This is a genomic window from Ruegeria sp. AJ12, from assembly GCF_056536245.1.
This window is the reverse complement of the sequence record NZ_JBQFJJ010000001.1, coordinates 1,473,556-1,492,285: the sequence shown is the minus strand read 5'-3', so window position 1 is coordinate 1,492,285 and position 18,730 is coordinate 1,473,556. Positions and strand designations below refer to the sequence as shown.

18 protein-coding genes and 1 riboswitch are annotated in these 18,730 nt (G+C 59.1%); of the genes, 15 read left to right on the top strand and 3 right to left on the bottom strand.

All coding sequences use genetic code 11. The features are described from left to right. The first annotated feature begins 22 nt into the window (after positions 1–22). Positions 23–231: riboswitch (cobalamin riboswitch) on the top strand. 37 nt (positions 232–268) lie between these two features. The 3 genes from ACR3E0_RS07565 to ACR3E0_RS07555 all read left to right on the top strand — a co-directional run bounded on the left by ACR3E0_RS07565 (position 269) and on the right by ACR3E0_RS07555 (position 1,698). Then, on the top strand, positions 269–439 hold the full coding sequence (locus ACR3E0_RS07565; protein ID WP_480477696.1) for a CbtB domain-containing protein: 171 nt from the start codon (positions 269–271) through the stop codon (positions 437–439). Positions 440–443: 4 nt separating this feature from the next. Next, positions 444–1,142: a CbtA family protein gene (locus tag ACR3E0_RS07560; RefSeq protein ID WP_480477694.1), complete on the top strand. Its 699-nt coding sequence runs from the start codon at positions 444–446 to the stop codon at positions 1,140–1,142. A gap of 61 nt (positions 1,143–1,203) precedes the next feature. Continuing rightward, positions 1,204–1,698 carry a hypothetical protein gene (locus ACR3E0_RS07555; RefSeq protein WP_480477692.1) on the top strand — a complete coding sequence of 165 codons (495 nt, stop codon included), beginning with the start codon at positions 1,204–1,206 and terminating at the stop codon, positions 1,696–1,698. On the opposite strand, the gene ACR3E0_RS07550 is transcribed toward ACR3E0_RS07555, so the two are convergent. Next, positions 1,686–2,021 carry a DUF1636 family protein gene (locus tag ACR3E0_RS07550; protein WP_480480972.1) on the bottom strand — a complete coding sequence of 112 codons (336 nt, stop codon included), beginning with the start codon at positions 2,019–2,021 and terminating at the stop codon, positions 1,686–1,688. The genes ACR3E0_RS07555 and ACR3E0_RS07550 overlap by 13 nt on opposite strands. A 201-nt stretch (positions 2,022–2,222) precedes the next feature. Between ACR3E0_RS07550 and ACR3E0_RS07545 the strand changes: the two genes are divergently transcribed. The 7 genes from ACR3E0_RS07545 (at position 2,223) to mdoH (ending at position 11,681) form a co-directional block, all read left to right on the top strand. Next, the gene (locus ACR3E0_RS07545) at positions 2,223–2,651 is read left to right on the top strand and encodes a DUF302 domain-containing protein (RefSeq protein WP_480477690.1); all 429 of its coding nucleotides are present in this window, start codon (positions 2,223–2,225) and stop codon (positions 2,649–2,651) included. 79 nt (positions 2,652–2,730) lie between these two features. Further along, entirely contained in the window at positions 2,731–4,350 is a 1,620-nt protein-coding gene (locus ACR3E0_RS07540) for a thiamine pyrophosphate-binding protein (protein ID WP_480477688.1), read from the top strand. Beyond that, positions 4,337–5,521 (top strand): CaiB/BaiF CoA transferase family protein, encoded by a 1,185-nt coding sequence (locus ACR3E0_RS07535; RefSeq protein ID WP_480477686.1) that lies wholly within the window; start codon positions 4,337–4,339, stop codon positions 5,519–5,521. The genes ACR3E0_RS07540 and ACR3E0_RS07535 overlap by 14 nt, the downstream gene beginning before the upstream one ends. Before the next feature lie 179 nt (positions 5,522–5,700). Continuing rightward, complete coding sequence (locus ACR3E0_RS07530; protein WP_480477684.1) at positions 5,701–7,071, top strand: tetratricopeptide repeat protein; 1,371 nt, start codon at positions 5,701–5,703, stop codon at positions 7,069–7,071. Between the two features lie 28 nt (positions 7,072–7,099). Next, positions 7,100–8,320 carry an OpgC family protein gene (locus ACR3E0_RS07525; protein WP_480477682.1) on the top strand — a complete coding sequence of 407 codons (1,221 nt, stop codon included), beginning with the start codon at positions 7,100–7,102 and terminating at the stop codon, positions 8,318–8,320. After that, the gene (locus tag ACR3E0_RS07520; protein ID WP_480477680.1) at positions 8,317–9,816 is read left to right on the top strand and encodes an OpgD/OpgG family glucan biosynthesis protein; all 1,500 of its coding nucleotides are present in this window, start codon (positions 8,317–8,319) and stop codon (positions 9,814–9,816) included. The genes ACR3E0_RS07525 and ACR3E0_RS07520 overlap by 4 nt, the downstream gene beginning before the upstream one ends. Further along, positions 9,813–11,681 (top strand): glucans biosynthesis glucosyltransferase MdoH, encoded by a 1,869-nt coding sequence (gene mdoH / locus ACR3E0_RS07515; RefSeq protein WP_480477678.1) that lies wholly within the window; start codon positions 9,813–9,815, stop codon positions 11,679–11,681. Before ACR3E0_RS07520 ends, mdoH begins: the two co-directional genes overlap by 4 nt. Here mdoH and ACR3E0_RS07510 read toward each other — a convergent pair whose 3' ends face one another. Both ACR3E0_RS07510 and ACR3E0_RS07505 read right to left on the bottom strand, forming a co-directional pair. Further along, complete coding sequence (locus ACR3E0_RS07510; RefSeq protein ID WP_480477676.1) at positions 11,682–12,497, bottom strand: CE1 family esterase; 816 nt, start codon at positions 12,495–12,497, stop codon at positions 11,682–11,684. Then, positions 12,497–12,967 carry a rhodanese-like domain-containing protein gene (locus ACR3E0_RS07505; protein ID WP_480477674.1) on the bottom strand — a complete coding sequence of 157 codons (471 nt, stop codon included), beginning with the start codon at positions 12,965–12,967 and terminating at the stop codon, positions 12,497–12,499. The genes ACR3E0_RS07510 and ACR3E0_RS07505 overlap by 1 nt, the downstream gene beginning before the upstream one ends. 219 nt (positions 12,968–13,186) lie before the next feature. On the opposite strand from ACR3E0_RS07505, the gene ACR3E0_RS07500 reads away from it, so the two are divergent. Genes ACR3E0_RS07500 through ACR3E0_RS07480 form a run of 5 tightly spaced genes read left to right on the top strand, consistent with a single transcriptional unit; the run spans position 13,187 to position 18,723 of the window. Continuing rightward, positions 13,187–16,057 carry a monovalent cation/H+ antiporter subunit A gene (locus ACR3E0_RS07500; RefSeq protein ID WP_480477672.1) on the top strand — a complete coding sequence of 957 codons (2,871 nt, stop codon included), beginning with the start codon at positions 13,187–13,189 and terminating at the stop codon, positions 16,055–16,057. Continuing rightward, on the top strand, positions 16,057–16,416 hold the full coding sequence (locus ACR3E0_RS07495) for a Na+/H+ antiporter subunit C (RefSeq protein WP_170433082.1): 360 nt from the start codon (positions 16,057–16,059) through the stop codon (positions 16,414–16,416). The genes ACR3E0_RS07500 and ACR3E0_RS07495 overlap by 1 nt, the downstream gene beginning before the upstream one ends. Further along, positions 16,413–17,960, top strand: a complete 1,548-nt coding sequence (locus tag ACR3E0_RS07490; protein ID WP_480477670.1) for a monovalent cation/H+ antiporter subunit D — start codon at positions 16,413–16,415, stop codon at positions 17,958–17,960. Before ACR3E0_RS07495 ends, ACR3E0_RS07490 begins: the two co-directional genes overlap by 4 nt. Beyond that, a complete protein-coding gene (locus ACR3E0_RS07485) occupies positions 17,960–18,457 on the top strand; it encodes a Na+/H+ antiporter subunit E (protein ID WP_480480970.1) in 498 nt (165 codons plus the stop codon). The genes ACR3E0_RS07490 and ACR3E0_RS07485 overlap by 1 nt, the downstream gene beginning before the upstream one ends. Beyond that, positions 18,454–18,723 (top strand): K+/H+ antiporter subunit F, encoded by a 270-nt coding sequence (locus ACR3E0_RS07480; protein WP_480477668.1) that lies wholly within the window; start codon positions 18,454–18,456, stop codon positions 18,721–18,723. Before ACR3E0_RS07485 ends, ACR3E0_RS07480 begins: the two co-directional genes overlap by 4 nt. The last annotated feature ends 7 nt before the right edge of the window (positions 18,724–18,730 follow it).

Below are 18,730 nucleotides of genomic sequence, written 5' to 3'. Positions count from 1 at the left end.
ATTGCGCCACTTTGACATTCGCGGCTAAATTGAGGTGTCTGGTCCCGCCGGAGACATCCGGATGCTAAGAGGGAATTTGGTGCGCCTTCCGAGGAAGCCAAAGCCAAAGCCGCCCCCGCGACTGTAAGCGGTGAGCCCCTGTTCAACCAGCCACTCCCAGCATTTTGGGGGGAAGGCGAACAGAGGCACTGACCCGCAAGCCAGGAGACCTGCCAGACGTGAATGGAAATCACCGGTCGTCGGGTGCGGCGGCTCAGGAGGACAAGAAATGACAACACATACCCAAACGGCGTCCGCCACGCGCGCAGGTCTTCTGCCAGTCATGTTTGCCATGGCTCTGGGTCTTGGCATCGTCACGCTCGCAGGACATGTTCAGGCGTCGGCGCTGCACGATGCGGCCCACGACGTGCGTCACGCAACCGGCTTCCCCTGCCACTGACCCAATGTTCGGTCGCATTCTGACCAGCGCCTTGTTCGCTGGTGCTGCAGCGGGGCTGATTGCCGCCTTTCTGCAGCTTGTTTTCGTGCAGCCGGTTCTGCTGCATGCGGAATTATACGAATCCGGTGAACTGGTTCATTTCGGGGGTGAGGCCGTTTCGGCGCGTCCCGAGTTGCCGGGCATGTTCTCGGACCTTCAGCGTGACGCTCTGAGCGTGATCTTTACCATGCTGACCTATACCGGATATGCGATCATTCTGGTTGCGCTGATGTCCGTCGCCGAGGGTCAGGGCCAGAAGGTCGACGGGCGCACTGGGGTGCTGTGGGGGCTTGCGGGGTTTGTCGCGGTTCACTTTGCGCCCGGTTTCACCCTGGCACCTGAAGTGCCCGGCGTCGCCGCAGCAGACATTTATGCACGTCAGGTATGGTGGTTTGCCACGGTTGCCGCAGCTGCCGTCGCCATGTGGCTGATTGCGTTCGGTGGTAACATGGTCAGCTATTTCATTGCCGCTGCCCTGCTCATGGCTCCACACCTCATCGGTGCGCCCGAACCAGACGTCTTTACAGGCCCGGTGCCCACCGAAATCGGCGCGCTGTTTGCCGCACGCGCGTTTGGCATTGGGCTGGTGGCTTGGGTTCTTGTTGGGTCTTTTGCAGGGTATTTCTGGCGGAAAGAAGCCAAAACTATCGAAGCGAAAGCCTGAGCACCAATCTCATCACTCGCCGGGGAAGGCTCGGCGGGTTTTCTGTTCCCGAGGATAAAAAATGTCCCGCTCACTTGCTTTATTTGCAATTGGTTTGGTTTTTGGTGGCGGTGCAGGCTTTGTTCTGGCTGCCGCGAATAGCGTCACCCTGGATGGCCATGACCATTCCGATCCCACGCATCACGGAGCCCATCAGGCAGAGGCTGAAGCGCATGATCATTCCGCGATGGTTCACCTCGCATCCAGTCCGGATGCACCCGGCGTAGAGATCGCAGTGACCCGTGATCCCATGGCCGGTTGGAATCTGCATGTCATGCCGCAGAACTTCCGTTTCGCGCCCGAGAATGCGTCGACAGGTGATCAGCCCGGAGAAGGCCACGCGCATGTCTATGCAAACGGTGTTAAACTGGCGCGTTTGTATGGCAACTGGATGCACATCCCGGACCTGCCCACAGGCGAAGTGGAAATCATGGTGTCCCTCAACGCAAACAGCCACGGTCAGTTAATGGTCGATAACGTGCCGGTCACTGCATCGGTCACAGTTCAGGTTGACTGAAGCGCGGGCACACGTGCCCGCAAACACAGACGAAGACGTCCGCACGGGCGGGCATCTTCGATCCAACCCGCTGGACTGCTCAAGTAGGCTCGACACGTTGCAGCGATATCATCTGCATCTGTCACCACATCGACCCCGGAAAACACGTAAGACGCCCTGCCCTGTCCTTGCAAAGCCAGCGAAACAGGTTCTTCACATCCGCTGAAACACGCATGCTCGGCGACGTTGACCTGATCTGCCAGTCCGCCACGCTGCAACGCTGCCTGAAGCGCCTCACGCTCGGCTGTGCGATCCCGTGCGCCCGTGCAACTGCTGCAAATCAAAATACGGTTGTCTGCCAAGTTCAAACCTGCCTTTCGCTTTGCCGTTATTGCGGGTTCCGCTGATGCCGTACAAGACCGCGCGGGCGATCAATGTACGAGATTGTGAGTGCGCATATGCACTTTTTCTGGCATCTCTTGATCAAACTAAATCTGGGAGACGCCCCTATGAGATCGCTCTGTCTTGTGTTGTGTGCTCTGGCAATGCCTCTTCGCGCGGAGATCACGGAACCACCTGTTGGATGGGCTGCTTATGAGTCTGACAAAACCTATGAGCAACTGGTCGATGACACCAGGGCCGCCGTTAAAGAAAACGGGCTGATTGTGGTGACACAGGCCGGGCCGACCAAAGCGGCCGCTGCCAGAGGCATCACAATTCCCGGCAACAGGGTGATCGGCGTGTTCAATAACGACTATGCCGTGCGGGTGTTGGAAACATCGACGGCGGCAATGATCGAAGCCCCCATCCGGTTGTATGTAACTGAAAACCCCGACGGCACAGCCACCCTCTCGTACAAAACCCCGAGCTTTGTTTTCGCCCCCTATGTTTATGAGGGCGGCGAGGCCCTGACCGACATCGCAACCGAGCTCGACGCGAGGTTCCAAGCCATTGCGGAAAGCGCTGTCAAATAGTCACACTGGCGTGATCCGCCTTGCGTCCGGATGCGTCCTCCGCAATCTGCTCTGCAATAAGAAATTCGGAGCATGACTGATGCAGGACCCTTCTCCCCGCGCGGCCGATCTATTGGCGCAACGGCTCTATGAGGCCGGATGCCGCCACGCTTTTGGAATGCCCGGGGGCGAGGTTCTGACGCTGGTGGATGCACTGGAACAGGCCGGGATCACGTTTCACCTCACCAAACACGAAAACGCGGCCGGTTTCATGGCCGAGGCCGTGCACCATCGCGATGGGGCACCCGCGATCCTGGTCGCAACACTGGGACCCGGTGCGATGAACGGGATCAATGTGGTGGCCAACGCATTGCAGGACCGGGTGCCGATGATCGTTCTGACCGGTTGCGTCGATGCCGACGAGGCGCTGACCTACACGCATCAGGTCATGGACCATGGCCAAGTGTACCGCTCGATCACCAAGGGAACGTTCCTGATGACGGCGGAAGGCGCCGATATTGTCGCGGACAAGGCAGTTTCTCTGGCCAATCAACCACGCCCCGGCCCGGTGCATATCGACGTGCCGATCTCGGTTGCCGATACACGCGTCAGCACGGCTAAACGTCGCCGGCTTGCCAAACCGGCAGCCGTAACGCCCGAAGGAAATTGTCTTGAAAAAGCCCGCCGCTGGGTCGCCGAGGCCCAGCGCCCTCTGGCCATTGTCGGGCTGGACGTCCTCTATGACGACTCCCGCAGTGTTGTTCAGGCGTTTCTTGAGCATTTCAGCATCCCCTTTGTCACCACGTACAAAGCCAAGGGTGTGGTTCCCGAGGATCACCCGTTGTGTCTGGGTGCGGCAGGCCTGTCACCGCTGGCCGACAAACACCTCGTCCCGCTGGTCGATCAGGCGGATCTGGTCCTGTGTCTTGGCTATGACCCTATTGAAATGCGCCCCGGCTGGCGTGAAATCTGGGACCCCGATGACAAGCGGGTCATCGATATCTCGGCCGTCGTCAATGATCACTACATGCACCAGGCCGGTTTGAACCTTGTGGCTGATACCGGGACCACACTGGAAGCCATCGCCAAGGGCAACAACGCCCGAAGGACATGGCCCAATGGTGAGCCGGGGCAGGTCAAATCCGCGCTGGCTGACGCATTTCCGGTGGATGACGACTGGGGACCGGCTGCCGTGATTGCCGAGACCCGCGCCGCCCTGCCCCCTGAGACTCTGGCCACCGCCGATAGCGGCGCCCATCGCATCCTGTTGAGCCAGATGTGGACCTGCACGGAAGCACGAGGCCTGATCCAGTCCTCCGCGCTTTGCACGATGGGGTGTGCCGTACCAATGGCGATGGGCCTGAAACTGGCCGAACCGGACCGCCCTGTTATCAGCTTTTCGGGCGATGCCGGATTTCTGATGGTGGCCGGAGAACTGTCGACAGCCGCCGAAATGGGCGGCAATCCCATTTTTCTGGTATTCGTTGACGCCAGCCTGGCGCTGATCGAATTGAAACAACGTCAGCGCCAGATGGGAAACCGGGGCGTGGACTTTGACCGCCATGACTTTGCCGCGATCGGACAGGCATTTGGCGGCTATGGACATACCGTACGCAACCGCGCAGAACTGCGGGCAGCTTTGGATGAGGCGGTGAAAGCAGACCGTTTCACCGTTATTGCCGCAGAAATCGAGCGTGGAGGGTATGATGGCCGGATCTGAAGGGCCTCTCAAAGGCGTCAAGGTTCTGGATCTCAGCCGCATTCTGGCGGGCCCGACCTGCACGCAGTTGCTGGGAGATCTGGGGGCAAGCGTCATCAAGATCGAGAACCCCGCCACAGGTGGTGATGACACCCGTCAATGGGGTCCGCCTTATGTCGAGGATGCAGCAGGCAATCGTTCGGATCTGAGCGCCTATTTCATGTCCGCAAACCGCAATAAGAAATCCGTAGCCATTGATATCACGATGCCTGATGGGCAGGCCGAAATCAAACGGCTCGCGGCACATGCGGATATCCTAATCGAAAACTTCAAACCCGGCGGGCTGGCCAAATACGGTCTGGATTACAACAGCTTGGCGCAGGATCTTCCCGGCCTCGTCTATTGTTCCATATCGGGCTACGGCCAGACCGGGCCGAACTCCAGCAAGCCCGGATATGACCTCATGGCGCAAGGCTACGGAGGGATCATGTCCCTGACCGGAGACCCGGACGGCGCGCCGATGAAAGTGGGGGTCGGCATTGCCGATGTCATGTGCGGCATGTACGCCGCTGTCGGCCTTCTGGCCGCGCTGCGCCACCGCGATCTGACTGGCGAAGGTCAGCAGATCGATCTTGCGCTGGTCGACACGCAAATGGCCTGGCTGATCAACGAGGGCGTGAATTACCTGACATCAGGCAAGGTGCCGCAGCGGCGCGGGAACGGGCACCCCAACATCGTGCCCTACGAGGTTTATGAAACAGCCGATGGGCACGTGATTCTGGCGGTTGGGAATGACAGCCAGTTCCGCCGTTTCTGTGGCTTCATCGGGACCTCCGAACTGGCAGATGACCCGCGCTTTGCGACCAATCCGGCGCGGCTGGAACACCGCAAAGCCTTGAATGCGGTACTGCGCCCGGCAATGCGCTCGTTTTCGACCAAAACGGTCATTGCGCAGCTGGAGGCTTTGAAAGTCCCGGTTGGTCCGGTTCAGACATTGGATCAGGTTTTTGACACCGACCAGGCCGCCGCGCGGCAGATGAAAATCAGCATGCAAGCCGACCCCGGCGAAGTTCAGTTGATCGGGAATCCTTTGAACCTGTCGCGAACACCTGTGACCTATCGCACGGCGCCGCCCGTTTTCGGGGCGGACACCAAGGTGGTACTGAGCGCCGAAAATCCCTTCGACGTTTGAAACACTTGCACATTTCGGCGGCAACTTGCTGAAACATGCCCTTGAATCGGCGGTTTTTTTCGTTTTTAGCACACACGGGTTTTCACCAATTCGAGAGCAGGGTCGATACTGTTACGACCCGGCGGCACACTCTGGTAAATCGAACAGTGTCAAATATCTCAATCAGATAGGACCCCAGCATGAAGCAAGACGTTTTCGGACAAATGAACACCCTGAACCAGCCGGCGAGTGTCGACGCTTGGAACGGTGTTCTGCTTGGGTTCATGGCCCACGCGGCAATTACGCCGCAACATCTGGGCCAGGTGCTTGAGCTTGAGCCGGATTTCGCGCTGGGTCATGCCGTAAAAGGCTTGTTCATGGTTCTGCTGAGCAGGCGTGAAATGCTACCTGTCGCGGACGACGCATTGGCAGCCGCCAAAGCGGCGATGGAACGCCAGCCGGTGTCCGTCCGCGAACAGCTTTATGTCGAAGCCCTCGCACTGTACCTGTCGGACCTGCCATCGCAAGCTGTCCAGAAATTCGAAGAGATTCTGCGCGCCCATCCCGAAGACACGCTGGCCATGAAGCTGAGCCACGCCACCCGTTTCGTGCTGGGCGACGCCCAAGGCATGCGTCGTTCGATTGAACGGGTTCTGCCCTCTTATGAACCAGACCATGCGGGACGGGGCTATCTTCTGGGGTGTCATTCCTTTGCGCTCGAAGAAACCGGCGCCTACGAAAAGGCTGAAATCGCAGGGCGCCAGGCGCTGTGGATGGTATCGGACGACGCCTGGGGTCTGCATGCCGTGGCCCATGTGCACGAGATGACCGGAAACGCGCAATTGGGTCTCGACTGGCTGGCTGGGCGCGAAGACGCCTGGGCGCATTGCAACAACTTCCGGTACCATGTGTGGTGGCACAAGGCATTGATGCATCTCGATCTGGGTCAGGTTGATCAGGTGATCGAGCTCTATGACCAGAACATCCGGCAGGACAAAACAGACGATTATCGCGACATCTCGAATGCCACCTCGCTGCTGTCACGCCTGGAACTTGAGGGCGTCAATGTGGGAGACCGCTGGGAGGAACTGGCCGATCTCAGCGCCGCCCGGACCGAGGACGGATGCCTGATTTTTGCTGACCTGCACTATCTGCTGGCGCTGACCGGGGACAACCGCCCGGACGCGACAGGCAAGCTGTTGCAGCGCATTCAGAAAGATGCCGGTCGCAATCACGGCGACACCGCCATCCGGATGTCCGATCCGGGCGTGGCCGCAGCCAAAGGGTTGGAAGCATTCGGTGAAGGTCAATATGGTGCCGCCTTCGACTTTTTGTCGAGCGCTCGCGGATCCATGCAACTGGCCGGTGGCAGTCATGCCCAGCGCGACGTTTTCGAGCGCATCACGATCGATTCCGGCTTGCGCGCAGGTCGGTTGGATGCCGTTGAGCACATTCTGGACGACCGGCGGGCGAAACGTGCCGGGGGCGAAGACAACTACGCCCTTGCACGTCGTGCCCTGATCGACGCGGCCCGCGACAGTGGCGACGCGCAGAGCGTCCCCGCCGAATAACAATAAGACCAAGAAGGACAGAAACCGCATGGCGACCGTTTCGCCCGCTTCTGATTTTGCTCCGGTTGCGGCCTCAGCCGCAGCCCCCACGGCGCGTGTTCGCGATCCCCGGCTGGATTTTTATCGCGGCATCGCGATGTTTATTATCCTGATTGCCCACATTCCGAACGACCCTTGGGCCAAATGGATTCCGGCGCGGTTCGGCTTTTCCGACGCGACGGAGATCTTTGTGTTCTGTTCCGGAATGGCCTCGGCAATCGCTTTCGGCGGAGCCTTCATGCGCAAGGGCTGGTGGATGGGTACGGCCCGCGTGGTGTTTCGCATCTGGCAGGTGTACTGGGCCCATATCTGCCTGTTCTTTTTCGTCGCCATGAGCATGGCCGCGCTGGACACTTCCGGGCTGTTCGAAAAAACCTACGTGTCGTCGCTGAACCTGCAGCATTTCTTTAATGACCCCCTGCCGCAGATGGTCGGGCTGTTCACCCTGACTTATGTGCCAAACTATTTCGACATCCTGCCGATGTATCTGGTCGTGTTGGCGATGATGCCGATGTTCATGGCTTTGTCGCGCATCGGCTTCTGGGCCGTTGCCACAACGTCGGTCGGAATCTGGCTGGTCGCGCAGACGGGTGTTCTGGCGCTGCCCGCCGAGCCCTGGTCGGACCGACAGTGGTTCTTTAACCCTTTCGGTTGGCAACTGCTGTTCTTTACCGGCTTTGCCTTTATGCGGGGCTGGCTTCCGGCGCCGCCAGTGTCCAAGACCCTGATCTGGGCGGCGGTTCTGTTCCTGGTTCTGTCCGCGCCTTTCGGGTCGTGGAAGGTGTTTTTGTGGATTCAGTCCGCAGCGCCCGATCTGGCCGAGCAAATCCGCGAAGTCTGGCCCCTGACCAAAGAATTCCGCAGCAAGACCGAGTTCGGCCTGTTTCGGTATCTACACTTCCTGTCGCTGGCCTATTTGGGCTGGGTGGTAGCAGGCGAGCAGGGCCACCGCCTGATAGCGTCCGGTCACAGCCTCGGGGCACGCGTCTGGCAGGTGGTGCTGAAATTGATCACCAAGGTGGGTCAGCAGTCGCTTGCCGTGTTCGTGTTCTCGATGGCCGCTGCCCGGCTGATCGGCGTCGGTCTGGACCAGACTGGGCGGGATGTTGCCAGTGTTTTCGTCGCCAACATGATTGGCTTTGCCATGATCATCGGCGTGGCCTATCTGGCCGCGTGGTTTAAGTCACAGCCTTGGAAATTAAAGAAATGAATTTGACCCGCCGCGCATTTTTGGCCTCAACCTCGGCGCTGTTCATGGCGCCCGCAACCTTTGCCACAGGAGGGGACGTTCCGTTTGACCGCAATGACGTTATTGCCCTGGCCCGCGATCTTGCCAGCCGCCCGTTTGCCGAACGCGAGATGGTGCCGCAGGAATGGCAGGATCTGACATATCCCCAATATCGCTCGATCCGGTTCCGGTTGGATCGGGCGTTATGGTTTGAAACCGAAACCCCGTTCAACGTCGATTTCTTCACACCGGGCCTTTACTTCCCGCGGACGGTTCAGGTGTCGACCGTCGAAGATGGCATGACCAAACCTGTCGTCTTTGACCTGGACATGTTCGACAAGTCAGACGACGTCCCAAAGCTCCCCGTGGACGAGACCCTTGGATTTTCCGGTCTGCGCCTGCGCACAGAAATGCACCGGCCCGGCAAAACCGACGAGTTCTGCGTGTTCCAGGGCGCCAGCTATTTTCGCGCGATTGGCCTGCACGAAGTCTATGGACTGTCGGCGCGGGGGCTTGCGTTGAAAACCGGCGATCCGGAAGGCGAAGAATTCCCCGAATTTATCCGTTTCTGGCTGGAGCGCCCCAAACCCGGCCAGCGTAACATGGTTGTCCACGCGTTGATGGACAGCCCCAGCGTCACCGGCGCCTATCGTTTTGACGTAACCGCCGGCGCAGACTGCGTTATGGACGTCGAGGCCACCCTTTTCCCACGGGTCGAGCTTGATCACGTGGGTATCGCACCGGGCACCTCGATGTTCCTGTTCGATCAGACCAACCACAGCAGGTTCGATGACTTCCGACCCGCGGTGCATGACAGTGACGGGCTGATGATCCGCAACGGTGCGGGCGAAGTCATCTGGCGTCCTCTGGCGAACCCAACCCGGCTGCAGATTTCTTCGTTTGTGGATACGGACCCGCAGGGGTTTGGACTGATGCAGCGAAAACGCATGTTTTCGGACTATGCCGATCTCGAAGCCAATTATCACAAACGACCGGGTTTGTGGGTCGAACCAAAAGGCGATTGGGGCAAAGGCACGGTTACACTGGTGGAGATCCCGGCCGATCAGGAGATCTACGACAACATCGTGGCCTATTGGCGACCCGCTGTACCCTATAGTTCGGGCCAACAGGTCGATTTATCGTATTCTCTGATCTGGGGGGAAGAGCCCCAACGCACGTCGATGCCACGCGTGATCAACACGGCGATGGGCGAAAACACCTTTGGCGAAGGGCGGCTGGCCGTCATTGACTTTGAAGCCAGCGAGCTTTTTGAAGATCTCGACGCAATCAAAATCTACGTGCAATCGCCGCATGCCGAAACATCCGATGGCGTATTGCAATACAACCCGGACACAGGCGGCGTGCGTCTTGCGTTTTCGTTTGAACCTTCCGATCGCGATCATGTCGAACTGAGGGCACAGTTGCGGCTTGGGAAACAGGCCGCGTCCGAGGTCTGGCTGTACAGATGGACCACATGAGCCAAGACTTGCATATCATGCCGCCCGAGGCTCCGCTGGCGATGCCAACGCAGGACTTGCGCACGGGTTTCCGTGACGCGGATGTGCCGCCCTCTCGGCGATCATCCACGGGGTTCTGGCGCGCGCTGGCCTTTTCGCCAGCCATGGCCGCAACGCTGGGCCTGCTATGGGTCATGACCGACTGGTTCGGAGCCGAGGGGATCAATGTGATCGAGGGCATTCTGCTGACTCTGATCTCGTTCAATTTCTTCTGGATATCTTTCACGGTTTGTACCGTTTTGCTGGGTATGATCTCGCTCTCTCGGCAAGAGCCCCCGGTGCGGCGCAGCCGCGCGGACCCTCTGCGCGTTGCCCTGTTGATGCCGGTCTACAACGAGGTGCCATGGTACGTTCTGGGCAATGCCCGCACGATGCTGGAAGATTTGCAGTCACGCGGCGGTCAGAACCATTATGCCATGTTCATCTTGTCAGATACGCGCGACCCGGACATCGCCGCGCAGGAACAGGCCAGTATCGAAGCGCTGCGCACAACCCTGGCGCCCGGACTGGAACTCTACTATCGCCGCCGGAACCAGAACACTGATCGCAAAGTCGGCAACATTGCCGACTGGGTCAGCCGCTGGGGCAATGACTGGGATGCGATGCTGGTACTGGATGCCGACAGCCTGATGACCGGTCGTGCAATTGCCCGTCTGACCGATGCTTTGGCGCGTGATCCCGGCGCCGGGCTGATCCAGAGCTATCCGCAGCTGATCGGCGCGCAATCCGTTTTTGCGCGGATGCAGCAGTTTGCCAACGGCGTGTACGGGATCGCGTTTGCCGAGGGGCTCGCTCGCTGGTGTGGACAGGAAGGCAACTATTGGGGTCATAACGCCATTATCCGCACCCGGGCCTTTGCCACCTGCGCCGGTCTGCCAAAACTGCGTTCGGTCAACGGAAAAGACAGACTGATCATGAGCCACGATTTCGTCGAAGCAGGCTTGCTGCGCCGGGCCGGTTGGGCCGTGCGGTTTTTGCCGCGAATCCGTGGCTCTTACGAAGAAACGCCCCCCACCCTGATCGACCACGCCATGCGTGACCGGCGATGGTGTCAGGGTAACCTGCAACATCTGAAACTGCTCGGAACCAGCGGTTTTCGCTCTGTGTCCAGGTTCCACATGTTTCATGGGGCGGTTGGATACCTGATGTCACCGCTCTGGTTCGCCCTGCTGGTGATGTGGGCATTGATCGGTCAGGGACAGGACGCCTCCGTGCTTCATTACTTCAGCCCTGAAAATCCACTCTTTCCCCAATGGCCGGAAATGACCGAAACACGCCATGTTCTGATCATTCTGGTCATGTATGCAATGCTGCTGGCACCCAAGGTCCTGGGCGTCGCCGCTCTGCCTCTTTCCGGGGTGCGATATTCTGACTTTGGCGGTGGTCGGCGGTTTTTCACATCCTTCCTGGCCGAAGTGGTCCTGTCGATCCTGTATGCGCCAATTCTGATGGTGCAACAGATGATTGCAGTGTTTCGCACTGCACTGGGCCTCCAAAAAGGTTGGTCGCCCCAGGCGCGGGACGGCAGCACATACAAGCTGCGCACACTCGTGTTGTGCCACTCGCTTGAAACCATCAGCGGCATCGCCCTCAGCATCGGTATTCTGGCAGGTCTGGTCTCGTTCTGGCTGGCACCGATTGCCATCAGCCTGGCACTGGCCATTCCGCTGTCTGCGCTCAGCGGTGTATCGGCCGGGGCCGCCCGTCACATGGTTGGAATGCGCGAGGACTTCGATGAACCGGCAATCACCCGGTCAGCGCGCCGGCACCGGGACGAGTTGAAGCGCCTGATTGAGGGCAAGGGCACCATGACCCCGGCGGAATGATCAGCCGCCGGGCAATCCTTCGTACCAGTCCAGCATCATGTCCGACCACCCTTTGGGCACGGAATGTCCACCGGGAAACAGCGCGAGTTCCAGCGCACTGCCCTCAGCGCAACGGGTCCATTTCCGACGCAGGAACTCATCGGTTTGGCCGAAGCCATCCGGACGGTTGTCGACACATTCATTGGTATCACGCCAGATTTCCAGCCCTGCAAAGATATCGCCTTGCTGAAAGCGCCCGCCACCCAGAAAACGCCCTTCGAGCGGAACGACGTTGTCGGTCCAGCCATGGGTGTGAAACAGGCGCACCGGACCCGCGCAGGCCTCGGGATGTGGACGCCAGAACCCGCCTGAAACCGGGACATATGCTGAAAACGTATCCGGTGCTGCGCAGGCCAGGTAGTTGACCATGAACCCGCCGGCAGAAAATCCGCCAAGAACCACTCTTTCGGGATCGACACCAAACCGCTCGGCCGCATCATCGACAACTTCGATGAGAAAGGCTGTTTCATCTCGCCCGTCCCAACCGGGATAGAAATTCCAGCTTTGGCGACCATTGCTGATCGCACCTTCGGGTGCCATCACGGCGTATCCCCGGGCCAACAACGGATCAACCATGCTCCGGTTTTTCATCGTGCCGGTTCCGCTGCCACCATAGCCATGCAAAAAAACCACTATCGGCGGATTGTCCGCCTCGGGCAGTTCGATCTGATACCCGCCGGACTCGGTCTCACACATTCCCTCGACTGCGCCGCACGCGGCCTGAGCCATTTGCGCGGACAGCGCAAAACAGATCGCCATCCACGGCTTGAATCTCATCAGGCGCCCCCTTTGTAGTCTTTGATTGGTAACCCGGTCCGAACCCAGCCGGGTCCTGCAGCTGAACCCAGCATGCCCTCGGGCACATCGATGATATTGGTGAAGCCGGCCGTGCTCAGTTGGTTGCCGAGCCGGGCCGATCGAACGCCCCGCGCGCAAATCAACGCAACCGGAGCGTTCCGGTCCCCGCCTACCAATTGTCCGAGCACCTCGGAGAAATCCGCGCGGCGCATGTCAAGCGGATGTGCCCCCTCGCCCAAGCCAGTCGCTGTCCATTCCCGGGGCGTGCGGATATCGACCAAAAGCAAGCCACCACTGACCGCTTGCCTGTGCGCCTCGGTCACATCAAGCTGACGACCTGCATAATCCTGGGGGATCAGGCGGTATTCACGGACCGCAAAGCCGATGAGAATGGCGGCTCCACCACCCAGCAAAACCCATCTTCGGGTCCTGTTCTCCATCTTCGCCATGCTAAATTCCCTGGGCCGCCTGAAGCGTATTAACACACCCGGTCCGGCATTTCCGTGCCGAAATCAGTCGAAAGGATCAAGTTCGCGTCATTATTACGCAGAAGAAGCATTCAATATACACGTTTTGGAATTTGCGCGAACCTTGCAATTTCTGAACAGTCATTAAATTATCCCTACAAATTCTGTAACACTTCAAGCGCCCAGTACGGAGTATCGCACTTGTCCCTATTCCTTATCGCGGCCCTTCCCTTTATCGGAGCTGTTTTTCCAGCCCTCCTGATCCGGGCGGGCCGAAATGCAGCAGCTTCGGCGGCCGGGCTGACTACATTCATGGCGCTCGCGGGGTTGTTTATACACATCCCGACCGTCATGCGGGGCGAAGTGGTCACAGCCCGGTTCGACTGGATTCCCGGGCTGGGTCTGAATGCGAATTTCATGCTGGATGGGCTGGGATTTCTGTTCGCGCTGCTGATCCTCGGCATTGGTCTGCTGATCATACTCTACGCGCGGTTCTACCTGTCGCGCGAAGACCCGATGGGACAGTTCTATACCTATCTGCTGCTGTTTCAGGGCGCGATGGTTGGCATCGTTCTGTCCGATAACATCCTGCTTTTGCTTATTTTCTGGGAATTGACGTCACTCAGCTCGTTCCTGCTGATCGGGTATTGGAAACATCTGCCCGAAGGCCGGCAGGGCGCCCGGATGGCGTTGGCCGTGACCGGTGGCGGTGGCCTGGCGATGATTGCGGGGATGCTGATCCTGGGCAATATCGTTGGGTCCTATGACCTGAGTGTCATCCTGCAAAATAAAGAGCTGATTCAGGCCTCGCCCTATTACCTGCCGGCCCTGATCCTGATCCTGTTGGGATGTTTCACAAAATCGGCGCAGTTCCCGTTCCATTTCTGGTTGCCGCATGCCATGGCGGCACCGACGCCGGTTTCGGCCTATCTGCACTCGGCGACGATGGTGAAGGCGGGCCTGTTCCTGATGGCGCGCATGTGGCCGGTTCTGTCCGGAACCGATGCATGGTTCTACATCGTCGCCACGACGGGCTTGATCACCATGTTGCTGGGCGCGGTAATTGCCCTGTTCAAGGATGACCTCAAGGCCCTGCTTGCATTTTCGACCGTCTCGCATCTTGGCCTCGTCACCATGCTGCTGGGTTTCGGCACCCCGTTCGCGGCGGTTGCAGCCGTGTTTCACATCATCAACCACGCGACCTTCAAGGCAGCGCTGTTTATGACCGCCGGGATCGTGGATCACGAAACCGGAACCCGAGATATCAAGAGGCTGGGCGGGCTGCGCCACCTGATGCCGATCACCTTCACGGTCGGAACAATCGCCGCATTGTCCATGGCGGGTCTGCCCCCGCTGAACGGGTTCTTATCCAAGGAAATGATGCTGGAGGAAACGGTCGACACGACCTGGCTGAACTCGCACTATCTGGTGCCCGGGCTGGCGTTGCTGGCCGCGCTGTTCTCTGCGGCCTATTCCTTCCGCTTCATCAGCCATGTCTTTCTGGGTCCGCAGCGAGACGACTATCCGGCAAAGCCGCACGACCCGCCTGTCGGTCTCTGGATCGCGCCTGCATTCCTCGTGGTACTGGTTGTTCTGATCGGCCTCTATTCGGCGGCAATTGTCGGACCCTTGGTGGCGGTGGTCTCCAGCGCGGTGATCGGCGGGGAGAAGCTGCCATACTACTCGCTGAAACTCTGGCATGGCTTCACACCGGCGCTCTACATGTCGGTTGTGGCAACGCTGGGCGGTCTGTTCCTGCTGGCCCTTCATCAACGCGGCGAGCAAGTGTGGAACGCCTTGCCCAGCCCCGAAGCCAAAGTGATTTTCGAATCCATCATCAATGCCTTCACAAGGCTCAGCCGCTGGGTCACCGACGAATTGCATAACGGCGTTCTCAGCCGCTACGCGATCATCTTTGTCGCGTTCACGGTGGCACTGGGGTATTACGCCTATTCCACCGGAACCATCGGTGTTGAAACACGCGTCCCGATCCCGGCCCAGATCATACCGATCATCGGCTGGATCTGCCTCGTTGGCGCAACGTTGGGAATCATGTGGTTCCATCGCAACCGTCTGCTGTCGCTGGTACTGATCGGTGTGGTTGGCCTGATCGTCTCGGTTGCCTTCAACTATCTATCGGCACCGGATCTGGCATTGACGCAGATCTCGGTCGAAGTGGTGACGATGATCCTGCTGCTTCTGTCGCTGAACTTCCTGCCGACAGAAACGCCCTGGGACAGCACGGCCGCGCGCAGATGGCGGGATGCGGCGATTTCCGTTGTGGCGGGTATCGGGGCCGGAGCGCTCATCTACGCGATCATGATGCGCGACTTCGCCTTCCCGACGATCTCGGACTTCCATCTGGCAAACTCGTACAAGGGCGGCGGCGGCACCAACGTCGTCAACGTGATCCTCGTCGATTTCCGGGGCTTTGATACCTTTGGTGAGATTATCGTTCTGGGTATCGCCGCACTGATCATTTTTGCCCTGACCGAGGCTGTTCTTGGCAGCAATGTCCGGGGCTATCTGCTAAATCGCAAACCGCACTGGCCGCAATCTGGCGATGCGCATCCCTTGATGATGGTTGTTGTGACCCGCGTCATGATGCCAATCGCGCTGATGGTGGGGGCCTATATCTTCTTCCGCGGTCACAACCAGCCCGGCGGCGGGTTCATCGCCGGTCTCGTCGTCGCGATCGCGTTCCTGATGCAATACATGGCCAGCGGCTACACATGGGCGATTGAACGGCAAAGGTTCTACTATCACGGCACCATCGGCTGGGGGGTTCTGATTGCCGCCGCCACAGGTGTGGGCGCATGGTTCAACGAACGCCCCTTCCTGACCAGCGATTTTGGCTACATCAACTGGCCGCCGCTGGAAGAGTTCGAATGGGCCACGGCCCTGCTGTTCGACACTGGCGTGTTCCTGGCCGTTTTAGGCGCGGTGATGCTGGCGCTGGACAGTCTGTCCCGCTTTGCGTGGCAACCGGGTATGGCGCAGGAATTCCCAATGGATATCAACCCGCTGCGGGATGATCCGCCGGAAGAAGACAAAGAGAAGGAGCAGGCCTGATGGAAGCGTTGGTAGCCTCTGCTGTAGGCGTTCTGACCGCTGCGGGGATTTTCCTGATCCTGCGCCGCCGAACGTTCCCGGTCATTTTGGGCCTGTCCCTGATCACCTACGCGGTGAACGTGTTCCTCTTTGCCACCGGACGATTGGCACTGAATGCGCCTGCAGTTCTGAACAAATACGAAGAGGTTCCCTATACCGATCCGTTGCCCCAGGCGCTGGTGCTGACAGCCATCGTGATCTCGTTCGGGATGACGGCTGTGATCGTGATGATTGCGCTCAGCGCCTACCTCTCGTCAAAGGATGATCATATCGACATGACCGCCCAGGACAGCACGGATGCGCCGGGAGAAGACGCATGAACCACTGGATCGTTGCGCCGATCGTCCTTCCCGCGATCCTGGCCCCGTTCATAATCATGGTTCTGCGCTACCACTTGGACCTGCAGCGTATCTTCTCGGTCGCGGGCGTTGTGGCTTTGATCGGCATTGCCCTGACCGTCACCGTGCAGGCGATGGGCGGGGACATTCAGGTCTATGAGCTGGGGGACTGGCCCGCGCCGTTTGGGATTGTGATGGTTCTGGACAGGCTGTCGGCGATGATGGTTCTGTTGACCGCGCTACTGGCCTTACCCATCGTTTTATACGCTATCGCGTCCGGGTGGGACGAACGGGGCAAGCACTTTCATGCGTTGCTGCATTTCCAGTTGATGGGAGTCTGCGGCGCGTTTCTGACAGGCGACGCGTTCAACCTGTTCGTGTTTTTCGAGGTTCTGCTGATCGCTTCCTATGGTTTGATGACCCATGCGGGCGGTTCGGTGCGCCTGAAGGCGGGTGTGCAATATGTCGCTTACAACCTGTTGGGCTCGACCCTGTTCCTGTTTGCCCTCGGTACACTCTATGGCGTGACAGGCACGCTCAACATGGCGGACATTGCCGTGCGTGTTGCAGAGCTGCCTGCTGAGGACACCGCCTTGCTGCGGGTTGGTGCCGTGCTGTTGCTGTTGGTCTTCTGTATCAAGGCCGCCGTGTTGCCGCTGCATTTCTGGCTTCCGGCCAGCTATGCCAACGCACCGCTGCCAGTGGCGGCGTTGTTTGCAATCATGACCAAGGTCGGTGCCTATTCGATCCTGCGCGTCTATACGCTGGCATTCGGCCCCGAAGTCGAAGCGACCAAAGGGTTGGTCGGTGACTGGCTGCAACCCGCGGCGCTGCTGACCCTTGCTGTAGGAGCCATCGGCATATTGGGGGCCCAACACATCGCCCGAATGGTGGCCTTTTGTGCCATCGCCTCGATGGGAACGCTGCTCATCGCCATTTCACTGTTCACGCCGGACGCAACGGCGGCCGCGCTATACTATGTGTTCCATTCAACCCTTGCTACCGCGCTTCTATTCCTTGTTGCAGACTTGGTTATGGAGCGCCGGGGCGGTGCAATCGCACCAAAGCCACCCATGGCGCAGAGCGGCCTGATCGCGTCCCTCTTCTTTGTTGGTGCAATCGCTATGGCCGGGATGCCGCCACTGTCCGGTTTCGTCGGAAAGCTGCTGGTTCTGGATGCCGCGCGGGACGCGTCCGATGCCAACGCGGTCTGGGCGGTCGTTCTGATTGGCTCTTTCGTCACCATCGTTGGTTTGGCGCGCGCCGGGTCGCTGATCTTCTGGAAAAGTCATGATGTCCAATATGTCGGCGACCCCGACCCGCAGGACACCGACGAAGAGCAACCGCAAGCCACCGCACCCGAACCGCAACCCGGGCTGGCCTTTACGGCCGTTTTCGGGGCAGTGGCGGGTCTGATCCTTCTGACCCTGTTTGCGGGGCCTGCATTGGAGTACACAAGTAAGACCGCAGAACAGTTGTTCACGCCCGAGCAATACATTTCCGCGGTATTGGGAGGGGAAGAGTGATAAAGCTTCTGCACAGAATATTCCCGCACCCTCATCTGACCTTTCTGCTGACTTTGGTCTGGGTGTTTCTGGCCAACCGGCCATCGCTGAATTCCTTGGTCTTTGGCCTCATTCTGGGGATCATCATCCCCTTCATCACACAGCCCTATTGGCCCGACCGCCCCAAATTGCGGAACTGGCCAATGGTCGTTGAGTACATGCTTGTGGTGCTCTGGGACATCGTGATGGCCAATATCACCGTTGCGCGGATCATCCTGTTCAAGCGGGATGCGGACCGGGAACCGAACTGGATTTGTGTTCCTCTTGAACTGCGCACACCCGAGGCCATCACGGTTCTGGCCGGGACCATCACGATGACGCCGGGCACGGTTAGCTGCGATCTGTCTGCGCAAGGGCACAACCTGCTGGTCCATTGCCTTGACGCGCCCGACCCGGACGCCGTCCGCGATCAGATCAAGCAGCGCTACGAACGCCGCCTCAAGGAGATTTTTGAATGATCGACTACGCGATTTACTTTGCATTTGCCTGTTTCGGTGCGGCGATCTTGATGTGTCTCTGGCGGATCATCACCGCCGACGGTGTCGGCACCCGTGTGCTGGCCCTGGATACGCTGGTGATCAACACGATTGCCCTGATGATCCTGTATGGGCTGTCGCAAGGAACCGAGATCTTTTTCGAAGCCGCCATGATCATCGCCATGTTGGGCTTTGTCTCAACCGTGGCCTACGCGCGCTTTATGCTGCGCGGCAACATCATCGAGTGAGGACGGT

What these genes read in the sequence shown, in the direction of transcription:
- ACR3E0_RS07495 (WP_170433082.1), top strand. Translation starts at nt 16,057, where the DNA reads ATGGAAGCGTTGGTAGCCTCTGCTGTAGGCGTTCTGACCGCTGCGGGG.
- ACR3E0_RS07565 (WP_480477696.1), top strand. Translation starts at nt 269, where the DNA reads ATGACAACACATACCCAAACGGCGTCCGCCACGCGCGCAGGTCTTCTG.
- ACR3E0_RS07520 (WP_480477680.1), top strand. Translation starts at nt 8,317, where the DNA reads ATGAATTTGACCCGCCGCGCATTTTTGGCCTCAACCTCGGCGCTGTTC.
- ACR3E0_RS07530 (WP_480477684.1), top strand. Translation starts at nt 5,701, where the DNA reads ATGAAGCAAGACGTTTTCGGACAAATGAACACCCTGAACCAGCCGGCG.
- ACR3E0_RS07545 (WP_480477690.1), top strand. Translation starts at nt 2,223, where the DNA reads ATGCCTCTTCGCGCGGAGATCACGGAACCACCTGTTGGATGGGCTGCT.
- ACR3E0_RS07560 (WP_480477694.1), top strand. Translation starts at nt 444, where the DNA reads ATGTTCGGTCGCATTCTGACCAGCGCCTTGTTCGCTGGTGCTGCAGCG.
- ACR3E0_RS07535 (WP_480477686.1), top strand. Translation starts at nt 4,337, where the DNA reads ATGGCCGGATCTGAAGGGCCTCTCAAAGGCGTCAAGGTTCTGGATCTC.
- ACR3E0_RS07555 (WP_480477692.1), top strand. Translation starts at nt 1,204, where the DNA reads ATGTCCCGCTCACTTGCTTTATTTGCAATTGGTTTGGTTTTTGGTGGC.
- mdoH (WP_480477678.1), top strand. Translation starts at nt 9,813, where the DNA reads ATGAGCCAAGACTTGCATATCATGCCGCCCGAGGCTCCGCTGGCGATG.
- ACR3E0_RS07480 (WP_480477668.1), top strand. Translation starts at nt 18,454, where the DNA reads ATGATCGACTACGCGATTTACTTTGCATTTGCCTGTTTCGGTGCGGCG.
- ACR3E0_RS07525 (WP_480477682.1), top strand. Translation starts at nt 7,100, where the DNA reads ATGGCGACCGTTTCGCCCGCTTCTGATTTTGCTCCGGTTGCGGCCTCA.
- ACR3E0_RS07510 (WP_480477676.1), bottom strand. Translation starts at nt 12,497, where the DNA reads ATGAGATTCAAGCCGTGGATGGCGATCTGTTTTGCGCTGTCCGCGCAA.
- ACR3E0_RS07540 (WP_480477688.1), top strand. Translation starts at nt 2,731, where the DNA reads ATGCAGGACCCTTCTCCCCGCGCGGCCGATCTATTGGCGCAACGGCTC.
- ACR3E0_RS07505 (WP_480477674.1), bottom strand. Translation starts at nt 12,967, where the DNA reads ATGGCGAAGATGGAGAACAGGACCCGAAGATGGGTTTTGCTGGGTGGT.
- ACR3E0_RS07490 (WP_480477670.1), top strand. Translation starts at nt 16,413, where the DNA reads ATGAACCACTGGATCGTTGCGCCGATCGTCCTTCCCGCGATCCTGGCC.